The sequence below is a fragment of the Amycolatopsis sp. NPDC102522 genome, assembly GCF_055584485.1.
This window is the reverse complement of the sequence record NZ_JBVJLY010000036.1, coordinates 21,242-32,894: the sequence shown is the minus strand read 5'-3', so window position 1 is coordinate 32,894 and position 11,653 is coordinate 21,242. Positions and strand designations below refer to the sequence as shown.

Annotated in this window: 13 protein-coding genes; 7 read left to right on the top strand and 6 right to left on the bottom strand. The window is 66.9% G+C overall.

Translation table 11 applies throughout. The features are described 5' to 3' along the window. Window positions 1-42 precede the first annotated feature (42 nt). The 4 genes from ACZ6YV_RS42270 (at window position 43) to ACZ6YV_RS42255 (ending at window position 5,015) form a co-directional block, all read left to right on the top strand. A complete protein-coding gene (locus ACZ6YV_RS42270) occupies window positions 43-2,646 on the top strand; it encodes a DNA translocase FtsK (RefSeq protein ID WP_465515020.1) in 2,604 nt (867 codons plus the stop codon). Window positions 2,647-3,019: 373 nt separating this feature from the next. Further along, a complete protein-coding gene (locus ACZ6YV_RS42265) occupies window positions 3,020-3,592 on the top strand; it encodes a hypothetical protein (protein ID WP_465515019.1) in 573 nt (190 codons plus the stop codon). A 170-nt stretch (window positions 3,593-3,762) separates the two neighbouring features. After that, window positions 3,763-4,605 (top strand): ParA family protein, encoded by an 843-nt coding sequence (locus ACZ6YV_RS42260; protein ID WP_465515018.1) that lies wholly within the window; start codon window positions 3,763-3,765, stop codon window positions 4,603-4,605. Next, window positions 4,605-5,015 (top strand): hypothetical protein, encoded by a 411-nt coding sequence (locus ACZ6YV_RS42255; RefSeq protein ID WP_465515017.1) that lies wholly within the window; start codon window positions 4,605-4,607, stop codon window positions 5,013-5,015. The genes ACZ6YV_RS42260 and ACZ6YV_RS42255 overlap by 1 nt, the downstream gene beginning before the upstream one ends. 75 nt (window positions 5,016-5,090) lie before the next feature. Here ACZ6YV_RS42255 and ACZ6YV_RS42250 read toward each other — a convergent pair whose 3' ends face one another. Then, a complete protein-coding gene (locus ACZ6YV_RS42250; protein WP_465515016.1) occupies window positions 5,091-5,357 on the bottom strand; it encodes a helix-turn-helix domain-containing protein in 267 nt (88 codons plus the stop codon). Between the two features lie 82 nt (window positions 5,358-5,439). Between ACZ6YV_RS42250 and ACZ6YV_RS42245 the strand changes: the two genes are divergently transcribed. Beyond that, a complete protein-coding gene (locus tag ACZ6YV_RS42245) occupies window positions 5,440-5,742 on the top strand; it encodes a hypothetical protein (protein WP_465515015.1) in 303 nt (100 codons plus the stop codon). A 150-nt stretch (window positions 5,743-5,892) separates the two neighbouring features. On the opposite strand, the gene ACZ6YV_RS42240 is transcribed toward ACZ6YV_RS42245, so the two are convergent. The 3 genes from ACZ6YV_RS42240 to ACZ6YV_RS42230 form a co-directional block, all read right to left on the bottom strand. After that, window positions 5,893-6,042, bottom strand: coding sequence for a hypothetical protein (locus tag ACZ6YV_RS42240; RefSeq protein ID WP_465515014.1), 150 nt, complete (start codon window positions 6,040-6,042; stop codon window positions 5,893-5,895). Window positions 6,043-6,079: 37 nt separating this feature from the next. Beyond that, window positions 6,080-7,246 carry an NUDIX domain-containing protein gene (locus ACZ6YV_RS42235; RefSeq protein ID WP_465515013.1) on the bottom strand — a complete coding sequence of 389 codons (1,167 nt, stop codon included), beginning with the start codon at window positions 7,244-7,246 and terminating at the stop codon, window positions 6,080-6,082. A gap of 247 nt (window positions 7,247-7,493) precedes the next feature. After that, window positions 7,494-7,622, bottom strand: coding sequence for a hypothetical protein (locus tag ACZ6YV_RS42230; RefSeq protein WP_465515012.1), 129 nt, complete (start codon window positions 7,620-7,622; stop codon window positions 7,494-7,496). 97 nt (window positions 7,623-7,719) lie between these two features. On the opposite strand from ACZ6YV_RS42230, the gene ACZ6YV_RS42225 reads away from it, so the two are divergent. After that, on the top strand, window positions 7,720-7,938 hold the full coding sequence (locus tag ACZ6YV_RS42225; RefSeq protein WP_465515011.1) for a hypothetical protein: 219 nt from the start codon (window positions 7,720-7,722) through the stop codon (window positions 7,936-7,938). A 149-nt stretch (window positions 7,939-8,087) separates the two neighbouring features. Here ACZ6YV_RS42225 and ACZ6YV_RS42220 read toward each other — a convergent pair whose 3' ends face one another. Both ACZ6YV_RS42220 and ACZ6YV_RS42215 read right to left on the bottom strand, forming a co-directional pair. Then, complete coding sequence (locus tag ACZ6YV_RS42220; RefSeq protein ID WP_465515010.1) at window positions 8,088-8,951, bottom strand: nucleotidyl transferase AbiEii/AbiGii toxin family protein; 864 nt, start codon at window positions 8,949-8,951, stop codon at window positions 8,088-8,090. Continuing rightward, window positions 8,920-10,047, bottom strand: coding sequence for a type IV toxin-antitoxin system AbiEi family antitoxin domain-containing protein (locus ACZ6YV_RS42215; RefSeq protein ID WP_465515009.1), 1,128 nt, complete (start codon window positions 10,045-10,047; stop codon window positions 8,920-8,922). Before ACZ6YV_RS42215 ends, ACZ6YV_RS42220 begins: the two co-directional genes overlap by 32 nt. Before the next feature lie 197 nt (window positions 10,048-10,244). Between ACZ6YV_RS42215 and ACZ6YV_RS42210 the strand changes: the two genes are divergently transcribed. Next, window positions 10,245-11,648 (top strand): P-loop NTPase family protein, encoded by a 1,404-nt coding sequence (locus ACZ6YV_RS42210; protein WP_465515008.1) that lies wholly within the window; start codon window positions 10,245-10,247, stop codon window positions 11,646-11,648. The last annotated feature ends 5 nt before the right edge of the window (window positions 11,649-11,653 follow it).

Here is an 11,653-nt window from a genome sequence, read left to right as displayed (position 1 = left end):
CAACCCCTTACTCACCTCTTCCAAGACGGAGTCCCGCACAACATGAGCACCCCTCAGGAGCATTCGATGGACGAACAGAACGTCGTCTACCTGCCTTCAGCGGGCCGTGTTGTGCCCGCCTCCGCCTCTGCCGGTTCCCACCCCGGGCGCCCCGTGGGAACAGCGCAAACCTCACTGGAAGTCACCGACGAGCCGATGGACGCGGAACTGGTTCCCATGGAGGACAACGCCGAGATCGACGCCCGGCTGCGCGGGCAACGGATGTTGCAGTTCCGGCAGGCGTCAGCGCAGCAGGCGATCGCGCTGTCGCACCGCGCCGCCGAGCGTTTGCCCAACCGCCAGGTCCGTCGCGCGGCGACCAAGCGGGCTGGCCGCGCGGTGGGAATGTCGATCCGCAACGCCGCCACAGATCCGTTCCTCGGGGTCAAGATCCTGGTCAATCGCTACCTGGACTGGCTCATGGTGGCGCACCTGCGTGAAGACAGCCGCCGGGACAAGGGCCCGCAGTCCCATCATCACGAAACCATCCAGCAGGCCACGAAACGAACCGCACTGATCAGCCTGGCCGGAGCGACCGTCACGGGCGGCACTGTGGCCGGTGACCTGCTGATCTATCCGGACGCCAACCCGGTGATCTGGAGCGGCGCGGCCGCCATCGCGGCCGCGTGCTGGCTGCGCGGGCATGTCACCCGACGTCGGGAGGCGCGGATCGCCGCGGCGAAGCGTGGCGAGTTCCGCACGCCGTCGACCTCGGGTGTACCAGACGAGATCACTCTGACCGGCGCCTACCAGGCGGCCGGGGTTCTGCGGACGCCGACGACGAACAACGCCGGCGACGTGACGAAGCCGGGACAGGCACTGCGCCTGGTGGAGAAGACGTTCTCCGGTGACCGGTGGAAGGCGGTCGTGGAGTTCCCGGCGGGCATTTCCGCAGCTCAGGTACGGAAGAAGCACGCCGAGATCGCGTCGGCGCTGGGCGCGTCGGTGGACACGGTGTTCCTGTCGCTGGTGCGCGGGCACGCTGGGCGTCTCGCGATGACCGTGTTCGCCGAGGACCCGTTCGATGGGCACCCGGTGGCGTCGCCGCTGGTCAACAAGGCCGCCGGGACGCTGAGCCCGTACGAGCACAACCGGCTCGGCGCCACCCCGACCGGTGAAGACGTCACTCTGTCGCTGTTCCAGGGAAACCTGCTGGTCGCGAGCATGCCCGGCTACGGGAAGACGTCGGTCATCCGGGTCGCGCTCACCCCGGCCGTGCTCGATCCGTACACGCGGCTGGCGGTGTTCGACGGCAAGCCCGACAACGCCGACAACACCCCGTACGCGCAGATCGCGGAAACGTTCCGGCAGGGCGACGACGACGAGATCGCGCTGGAGCTGCTGCACCTGCTGCGGAAGCTGTTCCTCGAGGGCCAGCGCCGGTTCGGCAAGATCCGGCGCCTCGGTGAGGACAAGCTCAATCGCCGGATCCACGAGAACACCGCCGATCCTGACCTGGCGCTGACCTGCGTGTTCATCGACGAGGTGCACCTGTTCACCTCCAACCGGCAGACGGGCCCGTGGATGGGCGCGGACGGTAGGGAGGCCACCGTCGGTCAGCTGATCACCGAAGAAATCGTGCGGATCATCAAAACCCCTGGTCGCGCCGGGGGGATCCCGATGATCCTGGCCACGCAGGACGTGAACGAGTCCACCGGCGGCCTGCCGCGCGCGATCACCAAGGTCATGAACTCCCGGATCGGGCTCTACCTGGACGGGCCGCAGGAATCGAACTCGATCCTCGGGCAGGGCAAGGCCTCGCAAGGCTGGGACTGCTCGGCCGACTCGATGATGCGGCAGGGGATCGGCATCCTGCGCCGCGGCATGCCCCAGCCCGGCGAGGCCCCGCTGCTCAAGGCCAAGTGGGACTACATTTCCGCAGCTCAGGCGGGCGAGATCGCCGAACGGGGCCGGGCGGAGCGGCAGCGTCTCGGCTTGCTGCGCGGTGAGGCCCTGGCCTGGGTGCCGGAGAACGAGCTGGTCGTGCCCGACGTCGACGAGGACGACGTCCAGGCACAGCAGGCCGAGGTCGAGGCGGCGTTGCCGGAGCTGGGTGAGAACGCGGCCGCGGTCGCGGCTCAGGCCGTGGACCTGGTCGTGACCAGCCAGTTTGGGTCGCCGTCGATGCTGCAGCGCAAGCTCCGGATCGGCTGGCACGACGCCCAGCAGCTGATGGACCACCTGGCCCAGCACGGCATCGTCGGACCGGTCACCAACGCCGAGGGGCAGCGGGACGTCCTGGTCCCTGAGGCCCAGCTGGACGAGGCACTGCTGCGGCTGGCTTCTGCCCTGGCACTTCCCCCGGCCGAGCCGGTCGCGCTGCCCGCGGTGCTGGCCGAGATCCACCAGTACGTCACCGGCGAAGAGCGCGAACTCGTGCCTTCGCAGGAGCTGTACGAACAGGCACTCAGCGAGCAGACGCGAGCCAACATCACCATGACCGCATTCGGCCGGGAGATGACCAAGCTCGGCATCGCGAAAGCCACCGGTCCAGGCCGGGGCAGCCCTGTCGGCAGGCGGGTCCCCGACATTCACGCCGCCGCCGAGCGCATCACGAACGGCGGACCTGTCTACCCAGAAAACCCCGCAAACCAGCACAGCGAGTAACCGTGCCTGCCACTCGTTGGCGCAGTTCGAGAGGCGTCGAAACCGTCTGCGGAACCGTCTTCCGGCCGCAGACGGTTTGAGGGGCTCAGACGGTTCGCGCGGACGGTTGCCCAAAGCATCTGATCTGCGTCGATCGAACTGTCCGACGGTTCCGGAGCGAAGCCTGCGGCTCAACGGCAGAGCCTCTAAATCCGCAGGTCGCCCCCTTTTCAGGGGCACCTTTTTTCCACGAAGGCCAACTGTCCGACCGAACTCGCAAGATGATCACCAAGAGTTATCTTGCGCGCAAGATGAACGCCTATCCAGAAGGGGCTTTGCCATCGCGTCGCGACCCAACCTCAGCCAGATTCCCGACTCCCAGAAGGACTCCAGCATGGACCAGCAGACCCCGTCATTCCGGACCCGAGTGAACGCTCTCAACAGCAGGCTCGTCATCCGGCTCGACGATCTCCGCTACGCGCTCGCCGGACATGCCCAGCGAGCCGATCTGCCGCTGTGGCGTCGCATCATCGGCATCGGATTCGGTGCGGTCGCCGGTGTCGGACTGATCGCCTTGATCATCGCCGCGATCGTCGCACTCGTGGACCTCGTCAGCCTGGGGATGAAGAAGGCCGCCGAGTTCGCCTCGTCGGTCGCGACCTCGCCGGTCGTCGACATCGCGGTTGACCCGGTCCGCAACTGGATCACTTCGCACGGCGAAGGCCTCGCTGTCGGTGCGACCGGTCTTGCGCTGACATGGGCCATCTCCGGCGGAGCACTGTTCCTCATGTCCGCACTGCGCGTCCGGGCCGCACGCTTCCTCGGATGGCCCGGTTTTGGTCTCGCGACCGTCGCGATGGCATGGGACGGCTCACTGGACGTTCATCGACCTGTGGCGGCCGGTATGGCCGGGCTGATCTGGTGCCTGTTGTCCCTGCTCGCGTTCCGGAGGCGCTACTTCACCTGATCCGCAGACACCGAACAGACGGTCCGCCGGTACTCGCTGGCGGGCCGTCTTCATGTTCGCGACAGGCCGATGTCACGTGCGGGAGTTAAGGAGTTAAGTTCTTAAGGGCTATCGTTACGGGCTTAAGAACTTAAGCATGTAGGGATCGGGCGAGTCGGAGGAGAAGACGTGTGAGTTACAAGCTGGCTGTGTGCAACAACAAGGGTGGCGTGGGGAAGACGAATGAGGTCATCAACGTCGCCGTCTTCCTGATCGTCATGTATGGGCTTCGAGTCCGCGTGATCGATCTGGATCCCCAGGCCGACTCTTCCGCCGCCTTGGGTTTCGAGGTCGACACGGAAGAGGATGAGCCTTCGATCTACGACGCGATCACCGACGCGTACGCACGTCAGCGCCTGGTGACCGGAACGGCGGCCCGCGCCATCCAGGAGTGCCGCTGGAAGGTTCCGTGGAAAGACAAGCTGACGTTCATCCCGTCGCGCTTCGATCTCGAAGAGGCGAACCAGGTCGCGCCGAATCTCGACTACTACCTGCGGCTGCGCGCGGCGCTCGAAGGCACCGACGACGACGTCGACGTGACCATCTACGACTGTCCGCCTTCCCTGGGCGTGCTTCCGCAGATGGCGTGGGCTGATTCCGATGACGTCATGCTCGTGACCCAGCCGTCGTTCCGCTCGTACCGCGGCCTGCGTCGTACCCAGGCGCAGCTGCACTACGTGAAGTCGAAACTGCTGGTGCCAGACCTCGACGTCGTCGGGTACGTCATCAACGGTGCCCGCGATCAGACGAAGAACCACCAGCACTGGACGAAGCGGATCATCAGCGAGCTCGGCGAGGACCGGCACTGGGGCACCGTGCCGTTGCGCGCCACGCTCTCCCGGCTCGATGACCAGCTCAAGCCGGTCGAGTTCATGGATGACTCCGCCGAGAAGGAAGCGCTCAAGGCGCACTACAAGCCGATCGTGCAGCGCATCCACACGCTCGCCACCACCACCATCAACGAGGAGATCTAGTGGCAGACGAATACCCGCCCGGCAACGGCCCGCTCCCGGGCGGCGAAAAGCAGGAGCAAACCCGCACCCGGCGACGCGGTGCGCTGCCGGGCGGGGAGGAGGGCAGGACCGAAACACCTCCGTTGTTCACGGGCCCGACGCCGGCCGCCGAGGGCGATCTGGAGATGACGGCGAAGCAGAAGCTGCCCGAGCCGAAGGTGTGGGGGCTGCGGGTCTCGGAGAGCCATTACGACACCGCGCGCACGATGACTAACGTGCTCGCGACCCGCTACCGGCTCGACCAGCGGCAGGTCGGCGAGCTGATCATCCAGTTCCTCGTGCAGAACCGGTTCGCCCTCGACGAGTACGTCGCGAACCAGGTCGGCCCCGCGATCGACTTGGATTTCTTCACCAAGACCCAGAACAACTGAGTCTTCACCGCCTGGGCCGGGGTCGGCGCTCGTCACTCGAGCATCGGCCCCGGCTTTGTGCTGCACGGGCCGGACCTACTCGTCGGGGTCTTTGCCGGGTGGCGGCGTGGGAAGGCCGGCCATCAGTTCGCCGAGGTCGATCTCCAGGGCGTGGGCGAGGCGGGCGAGCACCAGGACGGATGGGTGGACTTCGCCGCGTTCGATCTGGCCGATGTAGGTCCAGTGGACGCGGCTGCGGCGGCCGAGGCGTTCCAGGCTCCACTTCGGTGTCCGGGCTTGCCGGGCGGCGCGCAGGCGCTCGCCGAGTGCTACGGCGAAGTCGGAGGCGGGCGGGCTGGGCACGGGCCAATGACTATCGACCTAATGGCGATGGAGCCAGAGACGATCACCACAAGGTGATGAGCCTTATGTCTATAGTCATAAAATGCGCGAGTCTTCCCCGGAACCAGCAGGTCAGCAGCCCGTATCCGGTGCGCCGATCGTTCGCGTCCGGCTGCGCCCGGGGGCGATCATGCCGACCGGCAGGGTGGCGGGGGAGAGCGATCGCCAGGTGCATCTCGCGCCTTTGCCCGCCGGCGTCGACGGACCCGTTCAGCTGGTCACGTTCTGCGATCTGATGATCCGGCCGGGAACGGTCGATCTCCTCGAGGGGATGTCGGGCATGCCGTGCACGGTGTGCCTGCTGCGCTCGCCTGGTCCTGAGAACCCAACGGCTCCCGCGCCTTGAGCGCGGGAGCCGCTTGTGGCTGTCGGCGAGGTGGTTGTTTCAGTACTCGACCTGGCCGGACCCGCCGCAGCGGTAGCAGTTCTTTGACGGCCATCCGTCCGTGCCGCCTCCGCCTCCGCAGACGGGGCAGGTGTGCGCGTCCATGTCTGGTCAGTCCTCCTGATCCGGGGTGATCGAGACGATCGCGATGTTGCTGGAATCGACGAACGCGGCATCTTCGCGCTGGCGGGCTTCATCGTCGGTGAGGTTGTGCTCGGTGAGCTTGTCGCCGTTGCGGGTCCAGCTCTCGACCTTGACCACTGGGTGTCCTTTCAGGGGTTGGGTTTCGGGATCCGGGTCAGCGGGTGGCGAGGTAGTTCGCGGCCTGGGTGAGCAGGGGCAGGTGGGCTTCGTAGAGACCACCGTCGTCGGCGAGCTGGTCGGCGAGCTGGTCGACGTCGATAAAGCGGAACCAGCGGGCATCGGCGGCGTCGTCGCCGGCGGTGGCGGTGACGACGCCGGGCAGCTGGAACAGCGCGGCTGTGCTCGCGACCCAGGCGTGGTCGGTGTTGCGCCAGTCGTCGACGACGAAACGGCCGAGGATGACCGGGGTGGTGTCGGTGAGGTCGACGCCTGTTTCCTCGCGCAGTTCGCGGACGAGGGCCTTGGGGGCGGTCTCGCCGGGATCGACCATGCCACCGGGGACGGCCCACACGCCGATGTCGTCGCGGCGGATGAGCAGGATCTTCCGGTCGGTGCCGTCGCCGGCGACCACGATGGGATCGGCGGCCTGGTTTTCGCCCCACTTGCCGAGGTTGCGGCCGGCCCGGCCGGTCCGGCCGTTGGGGTTCAACGGCCAGTGGCGATCGTCGAGGTCGAACGGCACTAACGCGGCGGCACAACGTGCCCGCATGTCCGGGACGTCGTCGGGGGTCTCGAAGGGTTCGGCCCAGCCGTCGGCGACACTGGCGACCAGGCCCTCGGGACGCAGTTCGGGCGGGGTGATGTCGACCGGCAGGTAGCTGTGCCACGGCACCGACCAGGACCGCATGTTCATCGGCACCTTCGCACCGGGGTGGTCGACCGGTCCGTAGCCACCGGTCGCCCACAACTCGGCGGGAGTGTGTTTCCTGTCCAGTACCTCGCCGCGGCGGGACTGCGCGGTCGCGCGCGGGACCCCGAGGTTCGCGGCGAGCTTGCCGTAGCTGCCGCCCAGCTCGGCATGTGCCCGGATCGCCGCCGCCTGGACACCTTCCAGCCGGGCCAGCAGCGCGGCGGTGTCCATGAGTACCCAGTCCTGCCAGTCCACGCCCGCGGTGACCGGGCGATCCTTCATCGACACCCCACCGGCCGGGATGGGGTCCTTGCCCGAGCGCCAGGCCGCCATCGCGACCAGCACCGTGTCCAGCGCCTCGGCCAGTTCGCCAGCGGACACGCCCAGCGCTTCGGCCTGGTCGGCGGTGAGCGAAATGGTCAGGTCCAGCCCGCCGCGACGAGCCTGGACACCGTCCTGAGTCCTCAGCATGACAACCCCTCTGTATCGAATTTCGTACAGTTGACTGTACGAGAGTCCATACAGTCAGGCAAGCGGGATTGCCACCTGTCACCCAGTTGGCCTCATCGACCACCGGCGCACTGGACAAAAAGTGGACACCACGACACTCCATCGACGAGAAGCGTGCCGGTGGGACGTGGATCGGATGTGGACCAGATGTGTACGTCGAACCCCGCCCCTAGCCGAAGCCGGAGGCGGGGTTCGATAGCCGCGCTACTTAGCCGTTGCGGCGCTGCAGCTCCTGTTCCACCAGGCCGGTGTAGTCGTCGGCCTTCATGTCCTTCAACTCGTCGCTGGAACGACCCTTCAGCTCTTCGGCTGCGGCGTCGCGGATGCTGTCGGCCATTTGGTTCCTCCTCGATCACTCTTACTGTCCACACCAGTGTAAGCACACCAGTGTGCGTAAGACAAGTGGTGTAGGCACAGTGGTATAGGCTTCGATAATGGACGAAGTCATAGAGGCAGAACTGGTCGCCGCCCAGGCAGACGTCGACAACGCCAAGAAAGCCCGGACCCGACGGCAAGAAGCCGTCGTTGCGGCACGGGCTGCCGGCTGGTCGAAATACCGCATCGCCGCCGTACTCAAGGTCAAGGGGCCCACGGTGGACTCGATCCTCCGAACCGCCGAGCGCGAAGCCCAAGCCGCCGAGCGCGAAGCGTGACCTGGGTGGCCGTGGAAGCAACCTGTCGGAGCCCCCCTTCAGCGCTTAACGGATGCCCCTTGCCGCAGGCCTTCGCCGACGAGTCGTTTCACGAGGACACGACCGAGGACTTCTACGTGCTCGCGGCCGCGGTGCTGCCCGTTCTCCGGCTATCGCCACACACGTTCGTCCGGGTTCCACCGGCCGGCGGGGGAGTCGGGCTGAAGGAGCGGGGTGAGGAAGACGTCGGCGAGCAGGGCCGCGTCGGCGAGGGTTCGCAGGTTCTCGGGGAGTTCGAGGACGCCGGCGGCGACTGTGGCGTAGCCGGGGGTCCAGGTCGTTTCGTCGGGAACGCGGAATCGGTCAGGCAGGTCGAGGACCATGCCACGTTTCCGTCGCCGGTCGACTTCGTCTTGCAGGATCCGGTGAGTTTCGGGACCGGGGAGCGGGACTTTGAGTGCGAAGAGGATCAGGTCGACGAGGTCCTTGTAGCGAGTCGAGGGGGCAGCGTTGGCCCGGTAGAGCTCGTACATCGCGCAGATCTTTTCGGCGACGTGGTCCTCGAACGGGAAGACACGGGCCAGCGGCCAGGGAGCGCAGTCGGTGTTGAACGGCGGTTCGAGCGGTTCGGTGGTGATCTCGCCGCGCGGGACGTGGCCGGACACCACGACGTCGACGCTGACCTGGTGGTTGAGTGCCTGGTTGCCGAACATCGCCATGAATTTGACCTTGCGGGTCGGACGTTCGACGTGGGTCTGCGGTGAGGTGGAGCGGTGCTCGAACCAGATGTAGTCGTCCAGGCGCCGGGCCGCAGCGATCGTCAACGCCTCGACCGCGTCGTCGGTGGTGTCTTCGGCGCTGAGCAGGTCGACGTCGGCGGAGTAGCGGGCGGTCGGCCAGCGCACGAGCAGGGCCTGGCCGCCCTTGAGAACCCAGTTCCCGGCGTCGTCACCGTCGAAGACCCGCGCGATCAGGCGGCGGTGGAAGTGCAGGTCCAGCAGCTCATTCGCTCTGCCGCCGGTTTCCTTCGCCATGTTCGCGGCCCGGCTTTTCTGGGAATTGAGGTAGGCCCTGGGCGTCATCGGGCGCTTCGGTGCTGCCATGCGCATCATCTTCGCCGGTGCCCGACCGTCCGCTGGCCACGGCACCCCCGGCGGCGATCCGGGCAGCGGCCTCGAACGTGCCCCCCTTCGCCAAACTCTTCGGCAGCAAGCCGTTGAAGAAGTCCGGTCCAAGGGCAGCGATTTTCGGGCCTAGGGCGATGTCATCAATGCCCGGCAACGCCATCTTCGCGATCTCGCCCAGGGCAGGCTGCTGGTCCAGGACAAGGGATGCGATCTTCGCGTTGAGAGGCGTGGGGAGGCTCTTCGCGACGCCGCTCATGTCGCCGAGGTTCAGCTGGACCAGCTTCGCCAACCAGGTCATGTCGTCCCGCGAGGCGGCCCGCGGCGGCGCCGGGCGGTGCGTGAGCCGCTCGATGCTTTCGCCGATTTGTGCGAGCAGGTGTTCCAGGAGCGCTTCGCCGTCGCCGGGCCGGCGGATGTTGTAGCGCAGGGCGTAAGGGCCGATCCGGGCCGCCAGGACGTCGAGCTCGACCAGGTTGGCCTGCACGGCTTCGCGGATGATTGTGCCGATGTGGCTGCCGTCGAGGTGCTGGTCGAGCAGGTCGCAGATCGTGCGTGCCGCGGTGGTGACCGGGAGTCCGTCGACGAGCGTCACGTCCTCCTCGGGCAGTTCGGCGCGCTTGAACCACAGATCCGGATCGCGACTGGTCCGTCGCCGCGGTGTGGTGAAGGTGATCCGGTCGTTGACCAGCTCGCCGATGCCGTACATCCGGGTGGCGGACTGGTGAGACACCACGCCCCCGTCCGGATCCACCCGCGGCCGCTCCCAACTGGCCACGGCGGGGTTCAGGGCGAGCCACGCGGCCTGCTCCTCGCGCATGGCAGGAACCGCGGCGGTGGTGGACGCGTACACGCCGCGACGGACCCGGTCGAGGTAGCCGACCTTCTCCATCCTGTGCAGCGTGGAGTCGTCCACGCCGAGCCCTTTGGCCTGCCGAGACGTGACCAAGCCCCACTGATCAGCGGTGAAACCACTGATCAGATCCAGCGCCTGTCGCATCTCCATGCAGCAAAGCTTACGCCAGTTTGCAGCGCTTCTCGCCCTCTAGGTGCGAGAAGCGCTGCAATTCTCGAAATAATCGCTGCTTGACGATGCGATGCTCGCTGTCAAGGCACGGCTAGCTCCTCCGAACGGAATCGGCATACATCCCGGCTACTGTGTGACGTCGTAGAGCGCGTGAAACCGGGGAGGGGATTCGGCTCATGGCCGTGCCGAGAATGGGCACCGACTTCTATACCCAGGCCACACTTGGCCGAACGGGTCTGGAGGAGCTTTCGCGGAACCTGTGGCCGGATATGTGCCAGACCTGCGGGAGTCCGCTCGAGGGCGAAGTACCCGTCGTGGTGGTCACCGATTTCGTGGAGATCACCGCCTCGCTGCACCACCGTGCGTGCCAGCGCCCACGTTGGACGACACAGCCGAAGGACCTCGATCTCCGCTATGTCACGACGTCCGCCCGGCTGATCAGTGTTCCCTTCGGCAACCCGTCTCGAGATCCGTTCCGGCCGACTGTGCTGGTCAATCCATCGCATGAGGTGGTGAAGCTAGCGAACGAGCACGGGGGTTACCGGGCGACCACGATCGCCGAGTTGTCGCCGCTTGGCCTGGCGCGACCGGACGGCAGCACGATCGCGGCTGGACATCCCGATCAGGTGGCCGCCTGGCTCACTGCTGGCGGGCTGATCGTGCGCTGCGGGATCCGGATCTGGTACTGCGCGGCTGAGACGTTCCATCCGGATCTGGCCGTGGAGATCGAGCGAACGGGATCGGTGGTGCTGGCAATCTCCAGTGCTCTCGATCCCAGCCGCATGGAGAACCCTGAGCAGATCAAGCGCGTGATCCGCACCGGCGACATCGCGGTGGCCGAGGTTCCGCTGGAGACCAGGGTTCCGCCGCCGACGGTGACCGGGCATGCCGCGCTGACGGACAGCGAGATCGCGGCCGCCGGCGAAACCGATGACGCTGATTGGCTGCCGGATCTTGTCCCCTTCCGGTCGCTGACCTACTCGGCGGAGACCGGCCGGTTCGAGGCGGGCCTGGGGATGGACGGCCCGTATCACTGGCAGCTGCACACCCCCGGTGTCGGCGGTGAGCACGGCCTGATCACCGGGCCGCCGGAGTCCGGCAAGACGAACTCGCTGCGCCTTGTCGTGATGGAGGCGTTGGGCAGCGGCCTGTTCGGAATCGCGATCGCCGACCCGGCCGACCGCAACGGTCTCGCACGGCCGTTCAGCCGATGGGTCCGGAATGCGGCGCGGACCGAGGAACACACCGTCGCCATGGTGCACGCGGTTGCCGAGCAGGTGCTGCGCCGTGGGGGTGCTGGGCAGACGAACCTCACTCCGACCTCCGAGGATCCGGGGCTGATCCTCGTGATCGACGACGCGCAGCTGGTGCTGCGCGATCCGGCGATCGCGGCCGCGGCGGAGACGATCGCACTGCAGGGACCGCGGCTGAGCGTCGGGCTCGTTGTGGCCACCGATTCCCCCGACCTTGAGGCGTTCGGCGGCCGGGTGAATCTGCTGCGTGCTCTGTGCCGCACCAACTGCTTCCCGCTGAGCAGGTCCTACTACGAGGCGCTGCGGAAGTACACGTCGCGAGATTGAGTGAG

Excerpts from the sequence above, each read along its gene's own strand:
- ACZ6YV_RS42270 (WP_465515020.1), top strand. The coding sequence starts at position 43 with ATGAGCACCCCTCAGGAGCATTCGATGGACGAACAGAACGTCGTCTAC.
- ACZ6YV_RS42265 (WP_465515019.1), top strand. The coding sequence starts at position 3,020 with ATGGACCAGCAGACCCCGTCATTCCGGACCCGAGTGAACGCTCTCAAC.
- ACZ6YV_RS42245 (WP_465515015.1), top strand. The coding sequence starts at position 5,440 with ATGCGCGAGTCTTCCCCGGAACCAGCAGGTCAGCAGCCCGTATCCGGT.
- ACZ6YV_RS42235 (WP_465515013.1), bottom strand. The coding sequence starts at position 7,246 with ATGCTGAGGACTCAGGACGGTGTCCAGGCTCGTCGCGGCGGGCTGGAC.
- ACZ6YV_RS42230 (WP_465515012.1), bottom strand. The coding sequence starts at position 7,622 with ATGGCCGACAGCATCCGCGACGCCGCAGCCGAAGAGCTGAAGGGTCGT.
- ACZ6YV_RS42225 (WP_465515011.1), top strand. The coding sequence starts at position 7,720 with ATGGACGAAGTCATAGAGGCAGAACTGGTCGCCGCCCAGGCAGACGTC.
- ACZ6YV_RS42220 (WP_465515010.1), bottom strand. The coding sequence starts at position 8,951 with ATGGCGAAGGAAACCGGCGGCAGAGCGAATGAGCTGCTGGACCTGCAC.
- ACZ6YV_RS42215 (WP_465515009.1), bottom strand. The coding sequence starts at position 10,047 with ATGGAGATGCGACAGGCGCTGGATCTGATCAGTGGTTTCACCGCTGAT.
- ACZ6YV_RS42210 (WP_465515008.1), top strand. The coding sequence starts at position 10,245 with ATGGCCGTGCCGAGAATGGGCACCGACTTCTATACCCAGGCCACACTT.